This window comes from Streptomyces sp. NPDC007808 (genome assembly GCF_042868655.1).
Classification (GTDB): domain Bacteria; phylum Actinomycetota; class Actinomycetes; order Streptomycetales; family Streptomycetaceae; genus Streptomyces.
In genome coordinates this window covers 726530-751154 of sequence record NZ_JBIAEQ010000004.1, presented here as the reverse complement: position 1 = coordinate 751154, position 24625 = coordinate 726530, and the positions used below count along the sequence as shown (strand labels likewise).

Genomic DNA, 24625 nt, shown 5'->3' with positions numbered 1-24625 from the left:
ACGGACGCCGTACCCTGGACCCGTGCCAAAGACGAAAAAGGCGAAGAGCGACAAGGCGGCCAAATTGCCCGAGGGTTCTTCGCAGGCGAAGGCAACCAAGCCCAAGAGGGCGAAGAACGGCTCCCCGGAACCCGACGAGAAGGGGCTCGACTTCGCGCGCGCGTGGGTGGAGTTCCCTGATCCGGCGGACGAGGAACAGGTGTTCCGCTGCGATCTGACATGGCTGACCTCCCGTTGGAACTGCATCTTCGGCAGCGGCTGCCAGGGCATCCAGGCGGGCCGCGCGGACGACGGCTGCTGCACGCTGGGCGCGCACTTCTCGGACGAGGACGACGAGAAGCGGGTAGCCGAACATGTGGCGAGACTCACGCCGGAGATCTGGCAGCACCACGACGAGGGCACGCGGAACGGCTGGGTCTCGGAGGACGAGGACGGCGACCGCCAGACCCGCCCGTTCAACGGCTCGTGCATCTTCCAGAACCGCCCCGGCTTCCCGGGCGGCGCCGGCTGCTCGCTGCACATCCTGGCCCTGAAGGAGGGCCGTGAGCCGCTGGAGACCAAGCCGGACGTCTGCTGGCAGCTGCCGATCCGGCGGACGTACGACTGGATCGACCGGCCCGACGACACCCGCGTGCTCCAGGTGTCGATCGGTGAGTACGACCGACGCGGCTGGGGCCCGGGCGGCCACGACCTGCACTGGTGGTGCACGTCGGCCACCTCGGCACACGGCGCGGGCGACCCGGTGTACGTGTCCTACCGGGCCGAGCTGACCGAACTGATGGGCAAGGCGGGCTACGACCGCCTGGTCGAGCTGTGCGAGCAGCGGCTGGCGTCGCAGCTGCCGTTGGTGGCACCGCATCCGGCGGATCCCGTCGGCTGACGGGTGGCGACGGGCCCTGGGTGGCCGTCGGGCGTGATCGCCCGGGCCACCCTCGACCGTCGTGCTACGGCCCGGAGTGGCTCGGGTCATCGCTGCCGCTGGTCGGCGCCGTGGAGTCCGTCGAGCCGGACGGCCCGGGCTGCGACGCGTCGCTGTCCGAGGGGGACGGATCGGACGACGAGGGCGGTGGATCGCTGGGCGTGGGCTCGGACGGCGCCGGGGTCGTGGGTGTCGGGTCGGGCCCGGAGGACGACGGGGGCGGGTCGCTGGGCGTCCCGGGGGCGGTGGGGTCGCCGGGGTGCGTGGGGTCGGTGGGATGCGTGGGTTCGGTGGGGCGCGGGTCGGGTCCGTTGCCCGGTCCGGAGGGGCCGGGGGCGGTGCCGTAGCCCTCGATGGAGACGACCGCGCCGACGGGTGAGATCGCCATCCGGGCGCTCCAGTGCCCGGACGGCTCACGCAGATGGTCGACGTACACCTTGATCGTCAACGACTCGCCGGGTGCCAGCGTGCCCGCCGACCTGCTGAGGTAGAGCCAGTGCGCCCCGGTGGTGGCGGACCAGCGCACCGGCGCGCGCCCCGTCGCCGTCAGGGTGACCAGCGTGGTGTCGCCGCTGGTGTCCGCCGCCACCTCCAGGTCCCCTGCGCCCTTCGCGCCCGCGCCGCTGACACTGACGACCTCCACGGAGACATCCGGTTCGCCGCGGCTGCCGAAACGATCCCCCCTGGGGCTCGCGTTCCCGGCGTTCTCGTAGCCGCCGTCCGCCGCTTCTCCGTCGATGCCGCCGGGTCCGTGCGCCTCGCTCGCGCTGGCCGAGTGCCCGTCGACCTCCCCGGTCGAGGAGCCGCGGTAGGCGGCCCACAGCGCGAGGACCGGGGCGGCGACGACGGTGGCGACGACGGTCGTGGTGACGGCACGCGCGCGTAGCCGGTCCCGGCGGGCGGCGCGATCCTTCGGGTCCATGGGGAAGCCGCGCCGGTCGAAGCGCGGTAGGGCGGCGCCCCGCGCGCGCGAGTGGTGCGCCAGGGCCATGTGCACGGCCGCGCGGGGCGCCTCCAGGACCGGCAGTTCGGCGGGGGTGACGGTCGCGCCGGGCCAACGGCCGGGGATCGCGCGCTCGGCGGTGCGGCGGCAGCGGGGGCAGTCGTCGACGTGCCGGACCAGCTCGCGGCGCAGGGCCGTGCTGAGCACGAGCTGATGGTCGCCGGTCAGCCGGGCGACGCTCGGGCAGACGCCGGTCTCGACCACGGCGAGGGCCGCGCGCGTGCGCTCGACCTCGCAGGCGGCGGAGGCGAGCAGTTCGCGGGTCGCGTCCGGGTCCATGCCGAGGACGGCGGCGACCTCGTGGGCGGCGAGGTGGTGGCGTACGGCGAGTTCGAGCGCCTCGCGCTGCTCCGGGGTGGTACCGGCGGCCTCCGGCCAGGCGAGCAGGGTGAGCTCGCGGCGCCGCTGCTCCTGGATCTCCTCGGAGACGGCCGGCGGGGCGGTCCGCGGACCCGTCTGCCGAGGGGAGCCGTGCCGGCCCGCCGCATGGCTGCTCTGACGTTTCTGCTTGGCCTCGGCCAGCTTGCGCAGGCAGGCCCAGCGAGCCAGCGCGTACAGCCAGGGCCGCCGGTCCGCCGGGGTCTCCGGGCCCCGCTGCCCCCGCCGCTCGGCGAGCGCGAGGGCGTCGCCGAGTGCGGCGGTCGCGTCGTCGTGGTCGCACAGCACGGACAGGCAGTAGGTGAACAGTCCGTCCAGATACGGCTCGTAGCGCGCGGGCGGCCGCTGCGCCACCGTGCGCGCCGCGGCACGATCACGCGCCTCCCGGTGCGCCCGGTGGGCGCCGGCGGTGCGGGTCGAGGTTTCCGGACTCCTGCTCATCATTGGTGGACCGTAGGGGGCCCGGGGTGGCGCCTTCCTCCCGCTTGCGCTCATTTAATCCATACGGGTGAAACGATCCCTCAATAGGGGACAGGAGCGCCGCATTCCGTGGCTTGTCCATGACGAACGGCATACCGACGCGACATGTCGGGGCCGGCCCCCGCGGCACTAGTGAACGGCAGCGCCCGCGCAGTCGTACGGCGTTGTCAGTGGGCTCGGTTACGGTTCTTCGCATGGCTGCCCGTACCAAGACCACGAAGGACCGCCCGTCCTACCGCTGCACGGAGTGCGGCTGGCAGACGGCCAAGTGGCTCGGCCGCTGCCCCGAGTGCCAGGCATGGGGGACGGTCGAGGAGTACGGCGCGCCCGCGGTCCGTACGACGACACCGGGCCGGGTGACGACGTCCGCACTGCCCATCGGGCAGGTGGACGGCAGGCAGGCGACCGCGCGCGCCACCGGCGTACCCGAGCTGGACCGCGTACTCGGGGGCGGACTGGTGCCCGGCGCCGTCGTCCTCCTCGCCGGCGAGCCCGGCGTCGGCAAGTCCACGCTGCTGCTGGACGTGGCCGCCAAGTCGGCGAGTGACGAGCACCGCACGCTCTACGTCACCGGTGAGGAGTCGGCGAGCCAGGTCCGGCTGCGCGCCGACCGCATCGGCGCCATCGACGACCATCTGTATCTCGCGGCCGAGACCGATCTGTCCGCCGTGCTGGGGCACTTGGACGCGGTCAAGCCGTCGCTCCTCATCCTCGACTCCGTCCAGACCGTGGCCTCCCCGGAGATCGACGGCGCGCCCGGCGGCATGGCCCAGGTCCGCGAGGTGGCCGGTGCGCTGATCCGGGCCTCCAAGGAGCGCGGCATGTCCACGCTGCTCGTGGGACACGTCACGAAGGACGGCGCCATCGCCGGGCCCCGCCTCCTGGAGCACCTCGTGGACGTGGTGCTCCACTTCGAGGGCGACCGGCACGCCCGACTGCGTCTCGTACGAGGCGTCAAGAACCGCTACGGGGCGACGGACGAGGTCGGCTGCTTCGAACTGCACGACGAGGGCATCACGGGCCTTGCCGACCCGAGCGGACTTTTCCTGACCCGTCGTGACGAACCGGTCCCCGGCACCTGCCTGACAGTCACCCTGGAGGGCCGCCGGCCCCTGGTCGCCGAGGTTCAGGCGCTCACCGTCGACTCCCAGATCCCCTCCCCCCGCCGCACCACGTCCGGTCTGGAGACCTCGCGCGTCTCGATGATGCTCGCCGTGCTGGAGCAGCGCGGGCGGATCAGCGCCCTGGGCAAGCGGGACATCTACTCGGCGACGGTCGGCGGAGTGCGGCTCTCGGAACCCGCGGCCGACCTGGCCATCGCCCTGGCGCTGGCCTCCGCCGCCAGTGACACACCTCTCCCCAAGAACCTCGTCGCGATCGGCGAGGTGGGCCTGGCGGGCGAGGTCAGACGGGTCACCGGCGTGCAGCGCAGACTGGCCGAGGCGCACCGGCTGGGCTTCACGCACGCCCTGGTGCCGAGCGATCCGGGCAAGATCCCTGCCGGCATGAAGGTGCTGGAAGTGGCCGACATGGGGGACGCTCTGCGGGTCCTTCCTCGCTCGCGTCGGCGAGAGGCCCCACGGGACGAGGAGGACCGCCGGTAGACTTTGCCCTGGTCTCGCCCGTCCGTACGAACAGAGTGTGCGAAACGGCAGCGCCTGAAGAACCTGCGACCGGAGGAGTGCAGTGGCAGCCAACGACCGGGCAGCAGCTCCCGGAAAGTCCGGTGGGAGCTCCGGTGCCGATGGCCTGATGCGCGCCTCACTGAGCGCCGTGGCACCCGGCACGGCCCTGCGCGACGGCTTGGAGCGGATCCTCCGCGGCAACACCGGCGGACTCATCGTGCTCGGCTCCGACAAGACCGTCGAGGCGATGTGTACGGGCGGTTTCGTCCTGGATGTCGAGTTCACGGCGACGCGACTGCGGGAGCTGTGCAAGCTCGACGGCGGCATCGTGCTGTCGTCCGACATGTCGAAGATCCTCCGTGCCGGCGTCCAGCTGGTCCCGGACCCGACGATCCCCACGGAGGAGACCGGCACCCGGCACCGCACGGCGGACCGGGTCAGCAAGCAGGTCGGTTTCCCGGTCGTCTCGGTCTCCCAGTCGATGCGGCTGATCGCGCTCTACGTCGACGGTCAGCGCCGCGTTCTGGAGGACTCGGCGGCGATCCTGTCCCGCGCCAACCAGGCCCTGGCCACGCTGGAGCGCTACAAGCTCCGCCTGGACGAGGTCGCGGGCACGCTGTCGGCGCTGGAGATCGAGGACCTGGTGACGGTCCGGGACGTCTCGGCGGTCGCGCAGCGCCTGGAGATGGTGCGCCGGATCGCGACCGAGATCGCCGAGTACGTGGTGGAGCTGGGTACGGACGGCCGCCTCCTGGCGCTCCAGCTGGACGAGTTGATCGCCGGCGTGGAGCCCGAGCGCGAGCTCGTGGTGCGCGACTACGTCCCCGAGCCGACGGCCAAGCGGTCCCGCACGGTCGACGAGGCGCTGTACGAACTGGACGCCCTCACCCACGCCGAGCTCCTGGAACTCCCCACGGTGGCAAAGGCGTTGGGGTACACCGGTTCCCCGGAGGCCCTGGACTCGGCGGTCTCCCCGCGCGGCTTCCGTCTGCTGGCCAAGGTGCCGCGGCTGCCCGGAGCGATCATCGACCGCCTGGTGGAGCACTTCGGCGGCCTGCAGAAGCTGCTCGCCGCCAGCGTGGACGACCTCCAGACGGTGGACGGCGTCGGCGAGGCCCGGGCGCGCAGCGTCCGCGAGGGGCTGTCGAGGCTGGCGGAGAGCTCGATCCTGGAGCGGTACGTCTGAGCCGTCGCCCTCGGACGGCGGTGCCGCAGGACGCGGCGCCGCCGAGGGACCGGCCGATGCGCTAGTCGTTCTCCAGCACGAAGGACGTCTGCGCCGTGGCGAACCCCGGTGCCTTCGCCTCCACCAGGTACGTCCCCGCCGCGGCCGACTTCGCGGAAGGCGTCGCGCACTGCGGGGCGCTCGCGTGGCGGTCCCACTTCACCGTGTAAGTGATGCTCGCCTTGGCGGGCACCCGGTACACCAGGCCGCCGGAGACCTCGGGGCAGTCGGCCGAGGACCAGAAGGCGTCTTCGGCTCCGGCCTGAGTGATCGTCACCACCGCGTTCTTGGGGCCGAGATCGATCTTGCAGTCGTAGGCGGAGGAGTTGGCGGCGGTCAGCAACAGGGCGGGCGTCCGGCCGGGCTCGTAGGAGTTGTGGAGGCTCTTCACCGTCAACTTCGCCTGCCCCGAGATGCAGTTGGGCAGTGTGGAGCCGGCGGCGAGCGTGTCGTCCACGCCGACGTCGCCGGCCGAGCCACCTCCCGCGGATCCGCTGCCCGAGCCGTCCGACCCACCGGCGTCACCGGAACCCGAGCCGGATCCGTCGCCGTCCCCGGAGCCGTCGCCCGTGCCCGCGCCGCCGGTGGACTCGTCCCGGCCGCCGGGCGCCTGACTGATCGCCGGTCCCGAGCCGGACGGTCCGGGCGTGATCGTCGAGGGTGCGGGATTCTTGCCGTCGGTTCCGCCGGCGTCGTTCTTGCCGCCTCCGCCGCCCGACGCCAGCACCCAGGTGATCAGCAGCGCCAACAGGGCGACCATGGACAGCAGTACGGCCCTCCGTCGCCAGTAGATGGAGGAGGGAAGCGGCCCGACCGGATTGCGCAGAGATCCCACGGCGCAAACTGTACGAGAGATCGGTGCGTTCGCTGGCGCCACCCGCCGCCGAGAGCGACAACTTTTCCGGATCATCATCCCGGAAACCGCCCGGCGGCTACCGTGTCGCCCCGGTCTGCCGTCACGGGTGACACCTGTCGATCGCAGGATGTGACGGTATCGACCCGCCGCCTACCGTCCGTGACCACGGATTTCGACGACGTCGGGCTCTGCCGCGACATCACCGGCTTCGCCACCGGCGCCCGAGCGGGTAGGCGTGCCGCCGAGACAAGGACCGAGGCCGGACTGCCGCTGTCAGCAGCGCTGTTCGGCACCACGTGATGACGTGCCGGGCACGGCACACCCCGGGTATTCGCGATCGCGGCCCTTGCACCTCTGGCCATGGCCGTGGCGTGCGGGTGCGGTGAGCTCTTCAAGTCGCTTGTCACGCACGGGGGTCCGGACCGGGCGGTGCCGACAGCGACGGCCCGGCTCGGCAACTGCCCGCCGCCCGGCGGCTGGTCCTTCCCCAGCAGCCACGCCACCATCGTGGGCGCGGCGGCGGTCGTCCTGGCACCTGGAGCTGACGCGCGTTGCTCGGCCCGACTGGCCCTCTGGCCATCGAACCCTCTGGCCCCCTGGCCCCCTGGCCCTCTGGCCGCCTGGCTCTCTGGCCCTCTTCATGCCCTTGTCCCTTGTCGTCTTCGCCGACGACCGGGCGTCCACCACCCGCACGACGTCCTCGTCGGCCCGTCTTCGGCGCGCGGGTCGGGACGACGGCCGTACGACTGGCCAACGGGCCCGGCGACCCGGCTGACGGCGGCGACACGCACGACGGCGGCACCGGCGTGCGCCCGATGGCCGGCCGGGCCACGTCACGCTCCGCGAGGCGCGATGCCTCCTGCGCGCTCGCGTCGAGGTCGACGGTGGTCCGCAAGCAGTCCCCCATGCCCGAAGGCCAGGCGCGTGCACGTTCCGTCCGGCCGACGCCACGAGCGGGCGCCGGGCGCCACTGCCGCCGCTCACCGGGGACGCCCGCCCGCTTCGAGAGCCGTCCGGGCGCCTCGACCGGCACGCTCCCCCAGCCACAAACTCACCGTCACGGCCACCTACCCACCCGGCCGCCCCCGGCATGGCAGGATCGGAAAGCCATGACTGCGCCAACGAAGCCCCCGCACAGCCAATCCGCCGACGCCGGCTCCGACGCCCCCCACGCTCAGCCGCTGCAGGAAACCGTCATCGACTGGTTCGACGACAACGCCCGCGACCTGCCCTGGCGACGCCCCGAGGCCGGCCCCTGGGGGGTGATGGTCAGCGAGTTCATGCTCCAGCAGACGCCCGTGAACCGCGTCCTGCCCGTCTACGAGCAGTGGCTGTCCCGCTGGCCCCGCCCCGCCGACCTCGCCAAGGACGCCCCCGGCGAGGCCGTCCGCGCCTGGGGCAGGCTCGGCTACCCGCGCCGCGCGCTGCGGCTGCACGGCGCGGCCGTCGCCATAGCGGAACGGCACGGCGGGGACGTACCGACCGACCACGCCCAGCTCCTCGCGCTGCCAGGCATCGGCGAGTACACCGCGGCCGCGGTCGCCTCCTTCGCCTACGGCCAGCGGCATCCCGTCCTGGACACCAACGTCCGCCGGGTCCTCGCCCGTGCCGTGACCGGCGTGCAGTACCCGCCGAACGCCACCACGGCCGCCGAGCGCAAGCTCGCCCGTGCCCTGCTCCCCGACGACGAGCGCACCGCCGCGCGCTGGGCGGCGGCCTCCATGGAGCTGGGCGCGCTGGTGTGCACCGCGAAGAACGAGTCGTGCCACCGCTGCCCGATCGCCGCCCGGTGCGCCTGGCGGCTGGCCGGGAAGCCGGAGCACGACGGGCCGCCGCGGCGCGGACAGACGTACGCCGGAACGGACCGCCAGGTGCGCGGCAAGCTGCTCGCCGTGCTGCGCGAGGCACATGCGCCGGTCCCGCAGTCGGCCCTCGACCGCGTGTGGCACGAGCCGGTCCAGCGCGCCCGCGCCCTGGACGGGCTGGTGGCGGACGGGCTGGTGGAGCCGCTGCCGGGCGGGACGTACCGGCTGCCCCTGACCTGACGCACGGTCACATCACAGCGTCCACGCCTCTGCAACACCGCAGACACTGCCCCTGCACCCGCGCCACACGGTCAAATCGCCCTATACCCGCCTCAACCCCTCAGGCGGTTTGCCCGTTTCCTTCTTCCGTTACACAACCGACGGACAGCCGAGCGCTAGCCGCAGGCTCGTTCGGACAGCCCCGTGACAACGCCTCCGTAGCTTCATTTCCGTACCCGGCAGACGGGGACGACGACGAAGCACAGGCAGTGGAACCGACGGTCGACGAGCCGGTCGGAAACGGGGAATCGGGAGGCGGTCAACATGGCGCAGGGAGAGGTGCTCGAGTTCGAGGAGTACGTCCGCACCCGGCAGGACGCGCTGCTGCGCAGCGCCCGCCGACTGGTCCCGGACCCGGTGGACGCCCAGGACCTGCTGCAGACGGCGCTGGTACGCACGTACCACCGCTGGGACGGCATAGCGGACAAGCGGCTCGCGGACGCCTACCTGCGCCGAGTGATGATCAACACCCGGACCGAGTGGTGGCGGGCCCGCAAGCTGGAGGAGGTGCCCACCGAGCAGCTCCCGGACGCCTCGGTCGACGACGCCACCGAGCAGCACGCCGACCGCGCCCTGCTGATGGACATCATGAAGGTGCTCGCTCCCAAGCAGCGCAGCGTCGTGGTGCTGCGACACTGGGAGCAGATGTCCACGGAGGAGACGGCCGCCGCCCTCGGCATGTCGGCCGGAACGGTCAAGAGCACGCTGCACCGGGCGCTCGCCCGGCTCCGCGAGGAGCTGGAGTCCCGCGATCTGGACGCACGCGCGCTGGAGCGTGAGGAGCGGGAGCGTTGCGCGGCCTAGGCACGACGGCGGGCGGCACCGGGCACACGGACAGCGGTGACAGGGACACGGACTCGGGCGCCGACGGCACCGGCCCCGGCTCATCCGGACCCGTCCCCGTCCGGGGAACTCTGCAGGCGGCGTTCACGGCGATGGCCGTGGTCGTCGCCCTCGCCCTTTTCGTCTCCGGGTGCGCCACGGGCGGCACCGGAGCCCGCGACGAGGGCCCGGCGCACGCCGACACGGCGGGCGGCTCCGCGGCCTCGGCCTCCCTCGCGCCCTCGCAGGCGCCCTCCCCCTCGCCCGTCCCGGACCCGAAGCAGGCCGTCCGCCTGGTCAAGGCGGACCCCGAGGTCTCGGCGCAGGTCAAGCGGGAGCTGAAGCCCTGTGTGTCGAACGGCTATCCCGTCGACGTGTCGTACGGGGATCTGACGGGCGGTCCGACGGACGACATCGTGGTCAACGTCCTGTCGTGCGGCGACGCGGTCAGCGTGGCCTCGTACGTGTACCGCGAGGAAAGCGGCGCGTACCACAACGTGTTCAAGGCCGAGGAGCCTCCGGTGTACGCGGAGATCGACCGCGGGTACCTGGTGGTGACCGAGCAGGTGTACGCGAAGGACGACGCGCTGTCGAACCCGTCGCGCGAGAACGTGGTCTCATACGAGTGGGTGTCCAGCCGCTTCGTCGCGAAGCACCACACGCGCACCGACTACGGCAACCTCGGCGGACCGGACGAGTCGGCGACGCCCGACGGCTGAGGGCGTCCCACGGGGGCGGCGGTGAACGCACCGCCCGATCCGAGCGTCCTTGAAGTGGACGGCACGACGCACCCGCAGAAGCAACACGGCATACGAGGACTGAGAGCACCGGGATGGCAGACCAGACCCACGTCCTGTTCGTCGAGGACGACGACGTCATCCGCGAGGCCACCCAGCTCGCCCTGGAGCGGGACGGTTTCGCGGTCACCGCGATGCCCGACGGGCTGTCGGGTCTGGAGGCGTTCCGGACGAACCGGCCCGACATCGCATTGCTGGACGTGATGGTCCCGGGCCTGGACGGGGTCAGCCTGTGCCGCCGTATCCGCGACGAGTCGACCGTGCCGGTGATCATGCTCTCGGCGCGGGCGGACTCCATCGACGTGGTGCTGGGCCTGGAGGCGGGCGCGGACGACTACGTGACCAAGCCGTTCGACGGTGCCGTCCTGGTCGCCCGGATCCGTGCCGTGCTGCGCCGCTTCGGGCACGCGAGCGGGGGCGACCGGGGCAGCGAGGCCGAGCCCGCCGCCACCGGCGGAATCCTCACCTTCGGCGACCTGGAGATCGACACCGAGGGCATGGAGGTGCGCCGGGCGGGGCAGACCGTGGCGCTCACACCGACCGAGATGCGGCTGCTGCTGGAGTTCTCCTCCGCGCCCGGCACCGTGCTGTCCCGGGACAAGCTGCTGGAGCGCGTGTGGGACTACGGCTGGGGCGGGGACACCCGGGTCGTCGACGTCCATGTGCAGCGGCTGCGGCAGAAGATCGGCCAGGACCGCATCGAGACGGTCCGTGGCTTCGGCTACAAGTTGAAGGCCTGAGCGGGGCGGCCATGCGGGGGATGTTCAGACGCCCGGCTCCGTCCGGTGCGGTGGGCGCGGGACTCACCGACCCGGCGGACGTCGTGGGCGATCGCGTGATCGAGCGGGCGGGGCTCGCCGTGCGCGGACGCACCGGCCGCCGTACCCACGGCCGTGTGGCGATCCGTACGGGACTGAGGTGGAAGCTGAGCGCGGCGATCGCGCTGGTCGGCGCGCTCGTCGCGATCGTGCTGAGCCTGGTCGTGCACAACCAGGCCCGGGTCTCGATGCTGGACAGCGCCCGCGACCTCGCCGATGAGCGCGTCCAGATCGCCCAGCGCAGCTACGAGCAGTCCAAGCGGCTGAACTTCCCGAACGCCACGATCAACGACCCCGAGCTGCCGATGGCGCTGCGGGAGAAGGTCGAGGAGGGCCGGCGGGCCACGTACGTGACCGACACGCCGAGCGGCGCGCCCGACATCTGGGCGGCCGTACCGCTCAACAACGGGCAGGTCCTGTCGCTGCGCACCGGCTGGACCGACCGCAGTGAGCGCATCCTCAACCGGCTCGACCAAGCCATGATCATCGGTTCGATCTCGGTCGTCCTCGGCGGCAGCGCGCTCGGCGTGCTCATCGGCGGGCAGCTGTCGCGTCGGCTGCGCAAGGCCGCGGCCGCGGCGAACCAGGTCGCGAGCGGCGAGCCGGACGTGCGGGTGCGGGACGCCATCGGGGGCGTCGTACGGGACGAGACCGATGACCTGGCGAGCGCGGTGGACGCCATGGCGGACGCGTTGCAGCAGCGGCTGGAGGCGGAGCGGCGGGTCACGGCGGACATCGCGCACGAACTGCGCACGCCGGTGACCGGGCTGCTGACGGCGGCCGAGCTGCTGCCGCCCGGCCGGCCCACCGAGCTGGTGCTGGACCGGGCGAAGGCCATGCGCACGCTCGTCGAGGACGTCCTGGAGGTGGCCCGGCTGGACAGCGCCTCGGAGCGGGCCGAGTTGCAGGACATCATGCTGGGCGAGTTCGTCAGTCGGCGGGTCGCGGTGAAGGATCCCGCGATCGAGGTGCGCGTCGTGCATGAGTCGGAGGTCACGACCGATCCCCGGCGCCTGGAGCGGGTGCTGTTCAACCTGCTGGCCAACGCGGCACGGCACGGGCGGCCGCCCATCGAGGTCACGGTCGAGGGCCGGGTCATCCGGGTCCGCGACCACGGTCCCGGCTTCCCCGAGGACCTGCTCGCGGAGGGCCCCAGCCGCTTCCGCACCGGAAGCAGCGACCGCTCGGGCCACGGCCACGGCCTCGGACTGACCATCGCGGCAGGTCAGGCCCGGGTCCTGGGTGCCCGGCTGACCTTCCGCAACATCCGCCCGGCGGGTGCCCCGGATCATGTGCCCGCGGAGGGCGCGGTGGCCGTCCTCTGGCTGCCGGAGCACGCGCCCACGAACACGGGGAGCTACCCGATGCTGCCGTAGCGGCAGTCGGGCGGCTCACCCGAAGGACTTGGAGAAGTCCAGCTCCTCGCTGCGCTCGGTCAGCGAGTACCAATTGCCGTTGTCGTCGCGGAAGATCGCCTCGATGCCGTACGGCCGCTCCTGCGGCTCCTGGATGAACTCCACCCCGCGCGCCCTGAAGGTCTCGTAGTCCCCGCGGCAGTCGTCGGTGCGCAGCGCGCCCGCCCCGATGACCCCCTTGCCGACCAGTGTCTTCAGCGCCTCGGACGACTCGGGGTCGAGACCGGGCCCGTCGAGGCTCATCAGGGCCAGCTCCACGTCGGGCTGGTCCTTGGCGCCGACGGTCACCCAGCGCATGTCGCCCATGGACAGGTCGGTGCGCACCTCGAAGCCGAGCTTCTCGGTGAAGAAGGCCTTCGTGCGCTGCTGGTCGAAGGTCCATACGGTGGTGATGCCCAGGCCCTTGATCATGGCTCTGCTCTCCCGTCGGAGGGTGTCGGTTCCTGCTCGTCACCGTAGGCGGGGCCGGGGCCGGGGCGCTTCTTCGAAGTTGCGGTGGGGAAGCCGCCGGCCCACAGCATCGCGTAGCACCCGGGGATGAGGGCGGCCCCGCGCCCGACGTGCTTGCCGCGGTACTCGCTCGGTGTCAGCCCGGTGCGCGTTTTGAAGCGGGCGGAGAAGGTGCCGAGGCTGCTGAAGCCGACCAAATGGCAGATCTCGGTGACGGACAGGTCCGCGCTGCGCAGGAGTTCCTCGGCGCGCTCGATGCGGCGGTGGGTCAGGTACTGGCCGGGCGTCTCGCCGTAGGCCTCCTTGAAGACCCGGATGAAGTGATGGCGTGAGTAGCCGGCGTGGGCGGCCACCGCCTCCAGGTCGAGCTCCGGGTCGGCCCAGTCACGGTCCATGGCGTCCTTCGCCAGCCGCAGCAGCCGCGTCCTGTCCATGCTGCCGATGGTGGCACGCGGCACTGACATCGGCGTGGCCCCGACGTACGGCGAAGGCCCCCGGGGCGGACACCGCCGGGGGCCTGCTGCTCGGGCGCCGCTCGGGCGCCGCTCGGGCGCCGCTCGGACGCCGGGGGACGTCAGACGGTCTCGGCCACGGGAGCCGGAGCCGGGGCGTCCTGCTCCGTCTTCGGTGCCGCTCCCTTCAGCGGCACCTCCTTGACGAAGACGGCCGCCACCAGCGACAGGATCGCCACCACGGCTCCCAGCAGGAACGCCGAGTGCGTGCCGGCCGACACCGCGTGCTGGTACGCCTCACGGGCCGCCTCCGGCAGCTTCGCCAGGCTCGCCGCGTCCAACTGCGCCGACTGCTCGGTCGCCTTCGACCCCAGCGCCCCGGCCCGCTCGGCCATGACGTCCTGCACCCGGTGGTTGAACAGCGCGCCCATGACGGCCACACCGAACGAGGAGCCGAGCGTGCGGAAGAGGGTGGAGGAGGAGGACGCGACACCCATGTCCTTCATCTCGACGCTGTTCTGCGCGACCAGCATCGTGATCTGCATCAGACAGCCCATGCCGAGGCCGACGACGGCCATGTACACCCCGGAGGTGAACCGGCCGGTGTCGGTGTCCATGAGCGACAGCAGGTACAGCCCGACCACCATCAGCACGCTGCCGACGATCGGGAACAGCTTGTACCGCCCGCTGTTCGTGGTCACCCGCCCCGCCACCATCGACGTGACGAGCATCGCGCCCAGCATGGGCAGGAGCAGCAGTCCGGAGTTGGTCGCGGACGCGCCCTGCACGGACTGCTGGTAGAGCGGCAGGAAGAGCGTCGCACCGAACATCACGAAGCCGGTGATGAAGCCGATGAGGGACATCAGGGTGAAGTTGCGGCTGCGGAAGATGTGCAGCGGCAGGACCGGCTCGGCGGCCCTGGTCTGCCAGAACACGAACCCGACCAGCGCGGCCACCCCGATGCCGATCAGCTCCATGATGCGCGCGGACGTCCAGGCGTACTCCGTGCCGCCCCAGGTCGTGACCAGCACGATCGCGGTGATGCCGACAGTCAGCAGCGCGGCCCCGAGATAGTCGATGCGCGCCTGCGCCCGCTTCTTCGGCAGATGCAGCACGGCACTGATCGCGGCGAGCGCCACGACGCCCAGCGGCAGGTTGATGTAGAAGGCCCAGCGCCAGCCCCAGTGGTCGGTGATGGTGCCGCCGACCAGCGGCCCGCCGATCATCGCGAGGGCCATGACGCCGGCCATCATGCCCTGGTACTTGCCACGCTCCCGCGGCGGGATCAGGTCACCGATGATCGCCATGACGCCGACCATCAGACCGCCGGCGCCGAGCCCCTGCACGGCCCGGAAAGCGATCAGCTGCCCCATGTCCTGGGCCATGCCGCTCAGCGCGGACCCGATCAGGAAGAGCACGATCGACGACATGAAGACGCCCTTGCGCCCGTACATGTCGCCGAGCTTGCCCCACAGCGGGGTGGAGGCCGCGGTCGCCAGGGTGTACGCCGTCACGACCCACGACAGGTGCTCCAGGCCGCCCAGCTCGCCGACGATCGTCGGCATCGCGGTGCCGATGATCATGTTGTCGAGCATCGCGAGCATCATCGTGATCATGAGCGCGAGCAGCACGACCCTGACGCTTCTGGGTTGTTTTCCGGCCTGTTCGTCCGGCGCTGTGTCCACTGTCCTCGTGTCCGCCACGGTTCCCACTCCCCCGGCCACTAACTTGCCGCCCGGCTAGTTGCCTACACTCGGGGAAGGTAGGCGGCTAACTAGCCGGGCGTCAAGTAAGTTTTTCGGAAAGCGGGGGAGCGACGAGGATGGGTGACACCATGGACGGCACCAAGCAGCGGCGCCGCGGGAACACCCGCCAGCGCATCCAGGACGTGGCCCTAGAACTCTTCGCCGAGCAGGGCTACGAGAAGACCTCCCTGCGCGAGATCGCCGAGCGCCTGGAGGTCACGAAAGCGGCCCTGTACTACCACTTCAAGACCAAGGAAGAGATCATCGTCAGCCTCTTCGAGGACCTGACGAAGCCGATCGAGGAGCTCATCGAGTGGGGTCGGCGCCAGCCGCAGTCACTGGAGACCAAGCAGGAGATCGTACGCCGCTACGCCCAGGTCCTGACCGACGCGGAACCGCTGTTCCGGTTCATGCAGGAGAACCAGGCGACGGTCCGTGAACTGAGCATCGGCGAGATGTTCAAGAACCGCATGCTCGGCATGCGGGACATCGTCGTCGACCCGGACGCCGACCTCGTCGACCAGGTCCGCTGCATCAGCGCCCTGTTCACGATGCACGCCGGGATGTTCGTGCTGAAGGACCTCGAAGGCGACCCCGAGGACAAGCGCAGGGCCGTCCTCGAAGTCGCCACGGACCTCATCACCCAGGCGCACAAAGGCGCCTGAGGACTCGGCGGCTCAGATCTTCAGACCCTTGGCCCGCAGGAAGGCCACCGGGTCGACGGCGGTGCCGTAGTTGGCGGTCGTACGGATCTCGAAGTGCAGGTGCGGACCGCTGGAGTTACCGGTGTTGCCGGACCGGGCTATGTTCTGGCCGGTCTTGACGACCTGGCCGGCCTTCACGTCGATGCGCGAGAGGTGGGCGTACTGGGTGTACGTGCCGTTGCCGTGCTTGATGACGACGGCGTTGCCGTACGCGGGACCGTCACCGGCGCCGTTGCCGCCGGCCTTGACGACGGTGCCGCCGTGCGCGGCCACGACCGGGGTGCCGCTGGGGACGGCGAAGTCCTGACCGCTGTGGGTGGACTGCCAGCGGGCACCGTTCTGCGCGAAGCTGGCGGTCTTCGTGTACTTCTTCACCGGGCTCACCCAGGAAGCAGCGGCCTTCTTTGCTGCCGCCTTCTTCACCGCGGCGCTCTGCGCCTGCACGGCGGTGGACACTCCGGTCGCGGAGGTCATCTCGGCGGCGACCGCGCCTCCGGCGCCCAGCACGACCGAGGCCCCCAGGCCGGCGGCCAGCACAGCGGCACGGGTGCGGAACGAGGACGTACGGGACGAACGGAACGTGAAGCGCGGGGACATGTGAAACCTCATGGGGATGACGACAAGGGAAACCACCCGACGCACAGGCGGTCGCCGGATGGCCATCCCTTGGTAACCCCCGCTCCCCCCAACCCCAAAACCCCAGATCTACGACGGAACCTAGTACTACGCCCCAAAAATCACTGCATCTTGACAGAACACCCAATACGGACGAACCAGCACTGATACCGAAATCAACGGCCAGTTTTCCAGCTGTACGTCCTATTTGTCCGCGAGGCTCGTTTCCACTATTCCCGCTAGTAACGGACAAATCGCCTGTGCGGCATGTCACCGCCCAGCGCAATCGAAAGACCCCGGAATGTGACGGGCGCTACGCAGTCGCGCTCCCCCTCTCGGTAACAAATCCCGGCTCAACTATGTGACCCACGCCTCAAGTTGAGCTACCGTCCGGTAACCCGCTGGTTCCCCGCGGGTCACCCCTGCGCACGAACATGCACGCGACAACCCAGCGCACGTGACGTGAGAGGACCCCCCACATGACCCTTCGCCCTTGGGCGCGCAGATGCGCGGCCGGCACCGTCTCCGCGACCGCTCTCGTGGCCCTCGCGATCCCCGCCGAAGCCGCGACGGCCACGGCGGGTACGACGAACGCCGCCACGGCCACCATGACGGCCACGGCGCAGGACGTCGACTACGGAACCTGGCAGAGGGACTGCCGGGCCGTGATGGACCAGGCGCTGCCCTATCTGAAGCAGCGGATCGCGAACACGGCGCCGGGCGAGAAGCAGGCGATCGTCTTCGACATCGACAACACCACCCTGGAGACGGACTTCGGCTTCAGCTACCCGCAGCCGGCCAACCAGCCGGTCCTGGAGGTCGCCAAGTACGCCCAGGAGCGCGGTGTCTCGCTGTTCTTCGTGACCGCACGCCCGGGCATCATCTACTCGTTCACCGACCACAACCTCAAGTACTCCGGCTACAAGGTCTCCGGACTGTACGTGCGCGGCTTCCTCGACCTCTTCAAGAACGTCGCCGACTACAAGACGGCCCAGCGCGTGGACATCGAGAAGAAGGGCTACACGATCATCGCCAACATCGGCAACAGCGCCACCGACCTGTCGGGCGGCCACGCCGAGAAGACGTACAAGCTGCCCGACTACGACGGGCAGTTGTCGTAAGCCACTTGGGCATGCGAAAGGGGCCGGTGCTCGAAAGCACCGGCCCCTTTCTTCGGCTCAACCCCTGCGGGGTCAGGCCTCCTTGCTCAGGTTCGGCCCGCCCGGGCCGGCCGCCTGCTCGATCGGCGGGACGTCCGGCAGCGCCGACTTCTCCTCGCCGCGGAAGGTGAAGGTCTTCGTCTCACCCTCGCCCTCGGTGTCCACGACCACGATGTGACCGGGACGCAGCTCGCCGAAGAGGATCTTCTCCGACAGCGAGTCCTCGATCTCGCGCTGGATGGTCCGGCGCAGCGGCCGGGCGCCCAGCACCGGGTCGTAACCCTTCTTGGACAGCAGCTCCTTGGCGGACTGGGAGAGCTCGATGCCCATGTCCCGGTCCTTCAGGCGCTCGTCCACCTTGCCGATCATCAGGTCGACGATCCGCAGGATGTCGCCCTGGGTCAGCTGCGGGAAGACGACCACGTCGTCGACGCGGTTGAGGAACTCGGGACGGAAGTGCTGCTTGAGCTCGTCCGACACCTTGTTCTTCATGCGCTCGTAGTTGGTCTTCGTGTCACCCGAGGCCGCGAAGCCCAGGTTGAAGCCCTTGGAGATGTCCCGGGTGCCGAGGTTGGTCGTCATGATGATGACCGTGTTCTTGAAGTCCACGACCCGGCCCTGGGAGTCGGTCAGACGACCGTCCTCCAGGATCTGCAGCAGCGAGTTGAAGATGTCCGGGTGGGCCTTCTCGACCTCGTCGAAGAGGACGACGGAGAACGGCTTGCGGCGGACCTTCTCGGTCAGCTGGCCGCCCTCTTCGTAGCCCACGTAGCCGGGAGGCGAACCGAACAGCCGCGAGACCGTGTGCTTCTCGCTGAACTCCGACATGTCGAGGGAGATCAGCGCGTCCTCGTCACCGAAGAGGAACTCGGCGAGAGCCTTGCTGAGCTCCGTCTTACCGACACCGGACGGGCCCGCGAAGATGAACGAACCACCGGGGCGCTTCGGGTCCTTCAGACCGGCACGCGTACGGCGGATCGCCTTCGACAGCGCCTTGACGGCGTCGTCCTGGCCGATGACCCGCTTGTGGAGCTCGTCCTCCATGCGGAGCAGGCGGCTGGACTCCTCCTCGGTCAGCTTGAAGACCGGGATGCCGGTGGCGGTCGCGAGGACCTCGGCGATCAGCTCGCCGTCGACCTCGGCGACGACGTCCATGTCGCCGGCCTTCCACTCCTTCTCCCGCTTGGCCTTGGCGGCGAGGAGCTGCTTCTCCTTGTCGCGCAGGGAGGCGGCCTTCTCGAAGTCCTGCGAGTCGATCGCGGACTCCTTGTCGCGGCGGACGCCGGCGATCTTCTCGTCGAACTCGCGCAGGTCCGGCGGCGCGGTCATCCGGCGGATACGCATCCGGGAACCGGCCTCGTCGATCAGGTCGATCGCCTTGTCCGGCAGGAAGCGGTCCGAGATGTACCGGTCGGCCAGGGTGGCGGCCTGGACCAGCGCCTCGTCCGTGATGGAGACGCGGTGGTGGGCCTCGTAGCGGTCGCGCAGACCCTTGAGGATCTCGATCGTGTGCGGCAGGGACGGCTCCGCGACCTGGATCGGCTGGAAGCGGCGCTCCAGGGCCGCGTCCTTCTCCAGGTGCTTGCGGTACTCGTCCAGGGTGGTCGCACCGATGGTCTGCAGCTCACCGCGGGCCAGCATCGGCTTCAGGATGGAGGCCGCGTCGATGGCGCCCTCGGCGGCACCCGCACCGACCAGCGTGTGGAGCTCGTCGATGAACAGGATGATGTCGCCGCGGGTGCGGATCTCCTTGAGCACCTTCTTCAGGCGCTCCTCGAAGTCACCGCGGTAGCGGGAGCCGGCGACCAGCGCGCCGAGGTCCAGGGTGTAGAGGTGCTTGTCCTTGAGGGTCTCGGGCACCTCGCCCTTGACGATGGCCTGGGCGAGGCCCTCGACGACGGCGGTCTTGCCGACACCGGGCTCACCGATCAGGACCGGGTTGTTCTTGGTACGGCGGGACAGCACCTGCATGACCCGCTCGATCTCCTTCTCGCGCCCGATGACCGGGTCGAGCTTGGACTCACGAGCGGCCTGGGTGAGGTTCCGGCCGAACTGGTCGAGGACCAGGGACGTCGAGGGCGTGCCCTCGGCAGGCCCGCCGGCGGTGGCGGTCTCCTTGCCCTGGTAGCCGGAGAGCAGCTGGATGACCTGCTGCCGCACCCGGTTGAGATCTGCGCCCAGCTTGACCAGGACCTGGGCGGCGACGCCCTCGCCCTCGCGGATCAGGCCGAGCAGGATGTGCTCCGTGCCGATGTAGTTGTGGCCCAGCTGAAGGGCCTCGCGGAGCGACAGCTCCAGGACCTTCTTGGCACGGGGGGTGAAGGGGATGTGCCCGGACGGGGCCTGCTGGCCCTGGCCGATGATCTCCTCCACCTGCTGGCGGACCGCCTCGAGCGAAATCCCGAGGCTCTCAAGGGCCTTGGCGGCGACACCCTCACCCTCGTGGATCAGGCCCAGGAGGATGTGCTCGGTGCCGATGTAGTTGTGGTTGAGCATCCGGGCTTCTTCCTGAGCCAGGACGACAACCCGCCGCGCGCGGTCGGTGAACCTCTCGAACATCGTTAATCGCTCCTCAGAGCGGTCAGGCAGTGGGGGGAACTTCCCCTCCCTGTCCTTCCGCAGCTTAGTCCCGCAAGCGGGGACCGCTCATTCCAACTGCCGACACCGTCGATGGCCTCCTGACCCCGAACGCCGACATCTGCTCCAACCCGATGGTGCGAGACGATGTTCCCGCAGGCCAGGTGGTTACCCTCACCATCAGTACGCCGATGGCGAACGTGAGACCCACTGTCCCTGCGTGTCGCCCCCTCCCACTAGGGATGTCTTACCCGCTGGGACTGACACTCCATGCCGCGCCCCCCGGTTCCCTCCGCTACGGGCGAACAACCTTGCGCCACCCCACACCCCCCGCACGCCCCCGCATCGGCACTCCACGTACCCGGATAAACACTCAGCGTAACCCGCATGCTCTTTCGGCGGTTGCACTTGGCATGGCCGGCCCCCGCCCCGCGCTCGTCGCGGATCCCACCACGATCCCCCTCCCCCGCCGGCCGCTCGATCCGAGCGATCAGGTCCGCCGGTGGTACGAGCGCACACTGGGCTGGCCGGTGGTTCCCGGGGCACCGGGGTCCCCGGTGCGCCTTCGCACAGGGATGCTGTTCGACGTCCTGGACGTCCCTGCCGCCGCGGGCCGTGCGGCCCTGCGCCATCTGGCGCCGGACTCCCCGGTGGCCCTCGACGGCGACCGGATGCGGCTGCTCATGGCCCCCGGCAGCGCGCGGGAGGTGTCCTCGGTGCTGGACTGGCTGGAATGGGGGACGCTGCCCCTGGATCTGACGGTGCTCGGCGAGGGCGACCTCATGGAGGCGCCGCTGCCGCCCGGGCAGGGGGCCCTCATGGCCGTACGGCTGCCGAAAGGCCCCGGACCGCACGGCCAGGGCCTGTCGGCCGGGCTGAGCGTGGTGCGGCCGCTTCCCCTGGGCCGCACCGCCGCCGTACAGGGGGCCGCCGTGTGGCTGCGGCCCCCCGAGCCTGGGGGCGAGGTCGAGGCCTCGCTGCCGACGCTGTCGGCTCTGGGGGGCGGTGGGGGCGCCCCCGATCTCGTACGGGTGCTGGGCACGGTGGCGACGCACTGCCACCGCCTGCGGCTACGACGCTCGCGCGTCCAGCCGTCGCTCTGAGCGCCGGTCCGCAGTGGCCGGCTTTGCCTTAATCCGGCTTGGGCCTGACACGAGCCAGGCATTAGCCCCGGCGGATCAAAGCTTTGGCCTTGGGTCGGCTTTGGCCTTGGGTGGAACCGGCGTCGACCTCGGACCAAGGCCTTGCTCTTGTACGGATCGGACGTACAGGATCGACCTGTGCCTCGATCAGGCGTTGGCCTTCTCGTATGCCTCGCGAATGGACGCCGGGACGCGGCCGCGGTCGTTGACCTCGTATCCGTTCTCCTTGGCCCACGCACGGATCTGCGCGGTGTCCTGGCTGCCACCGGAAGCGGCGCGCGCCTTTCCACGGCCGCCCGAAGCACGGCCTCCGGTACGACGGCCGCCCTTCACGTAAGGCTCAAGAAGGCCGCGGAGCTTGTCCGCATTGGCAGTCGTGAGATCGATCTCGTACGTCTTGCCGTCCAGCGCGAACGTCACGGTCTCGTCCGCCTCGCCGCCGTCGAGGTCGTCGACAAGAAGGACCTGAACCTTCTGTGCCACCGGATTTCCTTTCATCGATAACTTGAGGGCCGGGGGTCTGCGGCGTCCGCCGTTTCGCCGTCCCCTGTTATATGCAGTACTGCAGTACGTCGGAAAGCAAACCGCTTTTGCCGGAAAAACACAAACCCTCGGGAGAGACCTACAGCCCGGCCCTGGCCCGGAAACATGCGCGTTTCGGACATAGGGCACCCGGAGAGGGACGTCCAACGGAATACGGGCGCTGTTGATCACAGATGCAGAAGCATCCGGCTGTTGCCCAAGGTGTTCGGTTTCACTCGTTCGAGACCGAGGAACTCCGCCACGCCCTCGTCATAGGAACGCAGGAGCTCCGCGTAGACATCGGTGTCAACCGGCGTCTCGCCGATCTCGACGAAGCCGTGCTTGCTGAAGAAGTCCACTTCGAAGGTCAGACAGAAAACACGGCGAACACCGAGCCAGCGCGCGGTGTGCAGCAACTTCTCCAGCACCTGATGACCGACGCCTGCGCCCTTCAGGCCGGGCTTCACTGCGAGAGTGCGGACTTCCGCGAGGTCTTCCCACATCACGTGCAGGGCGCCGCAGCCCACGACCTCGCCGTTGTCGTCGCGTTCCGCGACCCAGAACTCCTGGATGTCCTCGTAAAGCGTCACCGTGGCTTTGTCGAGCAGGATGCGACCGCGGACGTACTCGTCGAGGAGACGGCGTACCGCCGGCACATCGCTGGTGCGGGCCCGCCGGACGGTGATGGCTTTCGAGGTGACTTGTGGGCTCTCCGCCGAGGAGCTCTCGGCGGAGTGGCTCTCTGCTGACATGAGCGGACGCTATCGCCCGCCGGGCTGCTGTGCGGAGCCGGGGTTCTCAGGGCGGGTATCGCCACGGGTATCGGTCCCGGTATCCCCACCTGTATCGGTCGGCCTATCGACTGCCCGGGTATCGGCGGCGGCATCGGCGCCCGCGGTATCCGCCTCCGTTACACGGCGGCTATCAGGGGGTTCTGCGGGCTCGGGGGTTTCCGGGCCCTGGACGATGCGTACGGCGTCCCGCAGGGCGTGGCGCTGTTCCTCGCTCATCATGCCGAAGAAGGCGACGAGTGCGGCGGCGGGGTTGTCGCTCTGCGACCAGGCGTCGTTCATCAGGGCGGCGGCGTAGGCGGCTCGGGTGGAGACCGCCTCATATCGATAGGCCCGGCCTTCCGCCTCGCGGCGTACCCAGCCCTTCTGATGAAGATTGTCCAAAACGGTCATCACCGTCGTGTACGCGATGGACCGTTCCTGCTGGAGATCTTCCAGGACTTCTCGAACGGTCACCGGGCGGTTCCACTTCCACACCCGCGTCATGACCGCGTCTTCGAGTTCTCCCAATGGGCGAGGCACAGTTCAGCACAATAGTGGGAGATCCCGGTGTTGGCGTGCCAGACGGGCACTTTCCCTGGCTAACACGGGCAAAAGGGGCGCGAGGCGGGGAAAGTGTCGGCCCTCCGGTGAGACGTCGCCGCCCTGCGCGTGCGGGCGGGTGACTGGGGGCCTGGGGGGGTGCCTCAGGCGTCCGGGGCCGCGGGAGTCCGGCGAGTGCCCTCCACGCGCGCGAGGGCGGCGTCGACGGCCGCGTCCTCCTTGGCCTTGTTCGCTCCGCCCTGGGTCTTCACGATCACCCTGATCACGCCGATGAAGAAGACGGCCATGACGGCCGGCGGGAGGAGTGCGGAGACGTAGTCCATGCGTCCAGGGTAGCCAGGGGGTGGGAGGCGGCGGGGCGGGGGCTCGGGCGGCGGCGCAACCGAGCGCTTGGCGCGCCGCCCGGCCCCTGGGTCGACTCAGCCTGCCGCGAGATGCTGCGCAGGGTTCGCGGGCGGCGGGGTCGGTTTGCGGCGCGGGAAGACCTCGCCGGGGGTGGGGATGGGGCGCGCCGGCTTCGGGGCGGCGGGAGTGGGCTCGGGGTCGGGTGCGGGCTTGGGGGCGGCCGGTTTCTCCGCCGGCTTCTTGCGGGGCGGCCTCGCGGGGTCCTGGCCGGCATCCTGGGCGGGGAGGGTCACCGGGGTGCCGTGCGCACCGTCGGAGCGGCCCCCAGGGAGCGCGTGGAGGTGGGTACGGGACGCGGGGACGGCCGGCGTGGCGCGGGGGGCCGGGCGGGCGGCGCCGGGCGCGAGACGGGCTCGTACGTCCTGTTCGGCGAGTGTCCGGCAGCGGCCGAGGAGGGTGGCGGCGGTGGGGTGGCCACGCAGGGCCCGCAGGGCGGCCAGGTCGTCGGTGTTCGGGGTGTACCCGGCGGCGAGGGCCTCCTCAAGGAGGGTGAGGTAGCCGGCCGCGGTGCCGGGGAGGGCGGCGCGGTAGCGGGCGAGGTCGGCCACCAGGAATGCGCGCAGCCGGGCTCCCTCGCGCATGGCCTCGTCGAGCGAATCGGCGAGGCGGCGACAGTCCTGGACGTCCTCGGGTGAGGCGGGGCTGGGGTGAAGGGCAAGGGCGAGAGCGCGGCGGAGCACACGCAGCTCCTCCGTGCCGAACGCCATGCCGCCGCGGGATCCGTGTGGCGTGGGCATGCGCCGACGATACGCGCTAATCAGACAAACGCGGCATAGGGTGGCTGGTGTGGCGTGGGGAGCCACTCGGGTGGGGGGAGGGGCGGCAGGGCGGTCGGTGGGGGTGCGCGTTGATGCCTGCGGGGGGCGCGTTGATGCCTGCGGGTGGTGGGGGGCGCGTTGATGCCTGCGGGTGGTGGGGGGCGCGTTGATGCCTGCGGGTGGTGGGGGGTGCGCGTTGATGCCTGCGGCGCCTGTGCGGGGGTGTGGGGGTGCGCGTCGCGCCTGCGGGGGTGGGTGGGGCGGGGCCGTGGCGGGGGGGGTGCGGCCGCGGGGCGGGGGGCGGGGGGGGGCAGAAGTGGTGGGTGTTGGCGCCCGGCC

The 24625-nt window shown here is 70.6% G+C and carries 24 protein-coding genes; 12 read left to right on the top strand and 12 right to left on the bottom strand.

The genetic code is table 11. The features are described from left to right. Nucleotides 1-22: 22 nt before the first annotated feature. Nucleotides 23-880, top strand: a complete 858-nt coding sequence (locus ACFYNL_RS19205; protein WP_388804499.1) for a hypothetical protein — start codon at nt 23-25, stop codon at nt 878-880. A gap of 64 nt (nt 881-944) precedes the next feature. Here the strand turns inward: ACFYNL_RS19205 and ACFYNL_RS19200 are convergent, their stop codons facing one another. Continuing rightward, complete coding sequence (locus ACFYNL_RS19200) at nt 945-2744, bottom strand: hypothetical protein (protein WP_388804496.1); 1800 nt, start codon at nt 2742-2744, stop codon at nt 945-947. A gap of 230 nt (nt 2745-2974) precedes the next feature. Here ACFYNL_RS19200 and radA point away from each other — a divergent pair, with 230 nt between their 5' ends. Both radA and disA read left to right on the top strand, forming a co-directional pair. Next, on the top strand, nt 2975-4384 hold the full coding sequence (gene radA, locus ACFYNL_RS19195) for a DNA repair protein RadA (protein ID WP_388804494.1): 1410 nt from the start codon (nt 2975-2977) through the stop codon (nt 4382-4384). Between the two features lie 82 nt (nt 4385-4466). After that, on the top strand, nt 4467-5591 hold the full coding sequence (gene disA / locus ACFYNL_RS19190; protein ID WP_388804491.1) for a DNA integrity scanning diadenylate cyclase DisA: 1125 nt from the start codon (nt 4467-4469) through the stop codon (nt 5589-5591). 61 nt (nt 5592-5652) lie between these two features. Here disA and ACFYNL_RS19185 read toward each other — a convergent pair whose 3' ends face one another. Further along, nucleotides 5653-6465 carry a hypothetical protein gene (locus tag ACFYNL_RS19185; protein ID WP_388804488.1) on the bottom strand — a complete coding sequence of 271 codons (813 nt, stop codon included), beginning with the start codon at nt 6463-6465 and terminating at the stop codon, nt 5653-5655. Nucleotides 6466-6645: 180 nt separating this feature from the next. Here ACFYNL_RS19185 and ACFYNL_RS19180 point away from each other — a divergent pair, with 180 nt between their 5' ends. The 6 genes from ACFYNL_RS19180 to cseC all read left to right on the top strand — a co-directional run bounded on the left by ACFYNL_RS19180 (nt 6646) and on the right by cseC (nt 12383). Further along, a complete protein-coding gene (locus ACFYNL_RS19180; RefSeq protein WP_388804485.1) occupies nt 6646-6786 on the top strand; it encodes a hypothetical protein in 141 nt (46 codons plus the stop codon). An 809-nt stretch (nt 6787-7595) separates the two neighbouring features. Continuing rightward, a complete protein-coding gene (locus ACFYNL_RS19175) occupies nt 7596-8531 on the top strand; it encodes an A/G-specific adenine glycosylase (RefSeq protein ID WP_388804482.1) in 936 nt (311 codons plus the stop codon). Between the two features lie 303 nt (nt 8532-8834). Then, the gene (locus ACFYNL_RS19170; RefSeq protein WP_019756474.1) at nt 8835-9374 is read left to right on the top strand and encodes a SigE family RNA polymerase sigma factor; all 540 of its coding nucleotides are present in this window, start codon (nt 8835-8837) and stop codon (nt 9372-9374) included. After that, nucleotides 9362-10111 (top strand): hypothetical protein, encoded by a 750-nt coding sequence (locus ACFYNL_RS19165; protein WP_388804479.1) that lies wholly within the window; start codon nt 9362-9364, stop codon nt 10109-10111. The genes ACFYNL_RS19170 and ACFYNL_RS19165 overlap by 13 nt, the downstream gene beginning before the upstream one ends. A 113-nt stretch (nt 10112-10224) precedes the next feature. Continuing rightward, nucleotides 10225-10929, top strand: coding sequence for a two-component system response regulator CseB (gene cseB / locus ACFYNL_RS19160; protein ID WP_388804476.1), 705 nt, complete (start codon nt 10225-10227; stop codon nt 10927-10929). Further along, entirely contained in the window at nt 10818-12383 is a 1566-nt protein-coding gene (cseC, locus tag ACFYNL_RS19155) for a two-component system sensor histidine kinase CseC (RefSeq protein ID WP_388804638.1), read from the top strand. Before cseB ends, cseC begins: the two co-directional genes overlap by 112 nt. A gap of 15 nt (nt 12384-12398) precedes the next feature. Here cseC and ACFYNL_RS19150 read toward each other — a convergent pair whose 3' ends face one another. The 3 genes from ACFYNL_RS19150 to ACFYNL_RS19140 form a co-directional block, all read right to left on the bottom strand. Then, nucleotides 12399-12833, bottom strand: a complete 435-nt coding sequence (locus tag ACFYNL_RS19150; RefSeq protein ID WP_388804472.1) for a VOC family protein — start codon at nt 12831-12833, stop codon at nt 12399-12401. Beyond that, nucleotides 12830-13306: a helix-turn-helix transcriptional regulator gene (locus ACFYNL_RS19145; RefSeq protein WP_388804469.1), complete on the bottom strand. Its 477-nt coding sequence runs from the start codon at nt 13304-13306 to the stop codon at nt 12830-12832. Before ACFYNL_RS19145 ends, ACFYNL_RS19150 begins: the two co-directional genes overlap by 4 nt. Before the next feature lie 140 nt (nt 13307-13446). After that, on the bottom strand, nt 13447-15027 hold the full coding sequence (locus tag ACFYNL_RS19140) for an MDR family MFS transporter (RefSeq protein ID WP_388804466.1): 1581 nt from the start codon (nt 15025-15027) through the stop codon (nt 13447-13449). Nucleotides 15028-15146: 119 nt separating this feature from the next. On the opposite strand from ACFYNL_RS19140, the gene ACFYNL_RS19135 reads away from it, so the two are divergent. Next, the gene (locus ACFYNL_RS19135; RefSeq protein ID WP_388804464.1) at nt 15147-15734 is read left to right on the top strand and encodes a TetR/AcrR family transcriptional regulator; all 588 of its coding nucleotides are present in this window, start codon (nt 15147-15149) and stop codon (nt 15732-15734) included. Nucleotides 15735-15746: 12 nt separating this feature from the next. Here ACFYNL_RS19135 and ACFYNL_RS19130 read toward each other — a convergent pair whose 3' ends face one another. Beyond that, nucleotides 15747-16370, bottom strand: a complete 624-nt coding sequence (locus tag ACFYNL_RS19130; protein WP_388804461.1) for a M23 family metallopeptidase — start codon at nt 16368-16370, stop codon at nt 15747-15749. A gap of 497 nt (nt 16371-16867) precedes the next feature. On the opposite strand from ACFYNL_RS19130, the gene ACFYNL_RS19125 reads away from it, so the two are divergent. After that, complete coding sequence (locus ACFYNL_RS19125; RefSeq protein ID WP_388804458.1) at nt 16868-17509, top strand: HAD family acid phosphatase; 642 nt, start codon at nt 16868-16870, stop codon at nt 17507-17509. A 72-nt stretch (nt 17510-17581) separates the two neighbouring features. Here ACFYNL_RS19125 and ACFYNL_RS19120 read toward each other — a convergent pair whose 3' ends face one another. Then, nucleotides 17582-20107: an ATP-dependent Clp protease ATP-binding subunit gene (locus tag ACFYNL_RS19120; RefSeq protein ID WP_388804455.1), complete on the bottom strand. Its 2526-nt coding sequence runs from the start codon at nt 20105-20107 to the stop codon at nt 17582-17584. 431 nt (nt 20108-20538) lie between these two features. On the opposite strand from ACFYNL_RS19120, the gene ACFYNL_RS19115 reads away from it, so the two are divergent. Next, on the top strand, nt 20539-21228 hold the full coding sequence (locus ACFYNL_RS19115) for an SCO3374 family protein (RefSeq protein ID WP_388804452.1): 690 nt from the start codon (nt 20539-20541) through the stop codon (nt 21226-21228). Nucleotides 21229-21414: 186 nt separating this feature from the next. On the opposite strand, the gene ACFYNL_RS19110 is transcribed toward ACFYNL_RS19115, so the two are convergent. The 5 genes from ACFYNL_RS19110 to ACFYNL_RS19090 form a co-directional block, all read right to left on the bottom strand. Next, complete coding sequence (locus ACFYNL_RS19110) at nt 21415-21750, bottom strand: Lsr2 family protein (protein WP_007498879.1); 336 nt, start codon at nt 21748-21750, stop codon at nt 21415-21417. Nucleotides 21751-21977: 227 nt separating this feature from the next. Further along, entirely contained in the window at nt 21978-22541 is a 564-nt protein-coding gene (locus ACFYNL_RS19105) for an amino-acid N-acetyltransferase (protein ID WP_388804448.1), read from the bottom strand. Nucleotides 22542-22550: 9 nt separating this feature from the next. After that, nucleotides 22551-23066 (bottom strand): BlaI/MecI/CopY family transcriptional regulator, encoded by a 516-nt coding sequence (locus tag ACFYNL_RS19100; RefSeq protein WP_388804635.1) that lies wholly within the window; start codon nt 23064-23066, stop codon nt 22551-22553. A gap of 200 nt (nt 23067-23266) precedes the next feature. Next, nucleotides 23267-23446: a hypothetical protein gene (locus ACFYNL_RS19095; protein ID WP_388804445.1), complete on the bottom strand. Its 180-nt coding sequence runs from the start codon at nt 23444-23446 to the stop codon at nt 23267-23269. A gap of 96 nt (nt 23447-23542) precedes the next feature. Next, on the bottom strand, nt 23543-24235 hold the full coding sequence (locus ACFYNL_RS19090; RefSeq protein ID WP_388804632.1) for a hypothetical protein: 693 nt from the start codon (nt 24233-24235) through the stop codon (nt 23543-23545). Nucleotides 24236-24625: the final 390 nt, after the last annotated feature.

Coding starts and splice junctions, on each gene's coding strand:
- ACFYNL_RS19200 (WP_388804496.1), bottom strand. CDS start 2,744: ATGATGAGCAGGAGTCCGGAAACCTCGACCCGCACCGCCGGCGCCCAC.
- radA (WP_388804494.1), top strand. CDS start 2,975: ATGGCTGCCCGTACCAAGACCACGAAGGACCGCCCGTCCTACCGCTGC.
- ACFYNL_RS19175 (WP_388804482.1), top strand. CDS start 7,596: ATGACTGCGCCAACGAAGCCCCCGCACAGCCAATCCGCCGACGCCGGC.
- ACFYNL_RS19170 (WP_019756474.1), top strand. CDS start 8,835: ATGGCGCAGGGAGAGGTGCTCGAGTTCGAGGAGTACGTCCGCACCCGG.
- cseB (WP_388804476.1), top strand. CDS start 10,225: ATGGCAGACCAGACCCACGTCCTGTTCGTCGAGGACGACGACGTCATC.
- ACFYNL_RS19150 (WP_388804472.1), bottom strand. CDS start 12,833: ATGATCAAGGGCCTGGGCATCACCACCGTATGGACCTTCGACCAGCAG.
- ACFYNL_RS19145 (WP_388804469.1), bottom strand. CDS start 13,306: ATGGACAGGACGCGGCTGCTGCGGCTGGCGAAGGACGCCATGGACCGT.
- ACFYNL_RS19135 (WP_388804464.1), top strand. CDS start 15,147: ATGGGTGACACCATGGACGGCACCAAGCAGCGGCGCCGCGGGAACACC.
- ACFYNL_RS19130 (WP_388804461.1), bottom strand. CDS start 16,370: ATGTCCCCGCGCTTCACGTTCCGTTCGTCCCGTACGTCCTCGTTCCGC.
- ACFYNL_RS19125 (WP_388804458.1), top strand. CDS start 16,868: ATGACCCTTCGCCCTTGGGCGCGCAGATGCGCGGCCGGCACCGTCTCC.
- ACFYNL_RS19120 (WP_388804455.1), bottom strand. CDS start 20,107: ATGTTCGAGAGGTTCACCGACCGCGCGCGGCGGGTTGTCGTCCTGGCT.
- ACFYNL_RS19115 (WP_388804452.1), top strand. CDS start 20,539: ATGGCCGGCCCCCGCCCCGCGCTCGTCGCGGATCCCACCACGATCCCC.
- ACFYNL_RS19105 (WP_388804448.1), bottom strand. CDS start 22,541: ATGTCAGCAGAGAGCCACTCCGCCGAGAGCTCCTCGGCGGAGAGCCCA.
- ACFYNL_RS19100 (WP_388804635.1), bottom strand. CDS start 23,066: ATGACGCGGGTGTGGAAGTGGAACCGCCCGGTGACCGTTCGAGAAGTC.
- ACFYNL_RS19095 (WP_388804445.1), bottom strand. CDS start 23,446: ATGGACTACGTCTCCGCACTCCTCCCGCCGGCCGTCATGGCCGTCTTC.
- ACFYNL_RS19090 (WP_388804632.1), bottom strand. CDS start 24,235: ATGGCGTTCGGCACGGAGGAGCTGCGTGTGCTCCGCCGCGCTCTCGCC.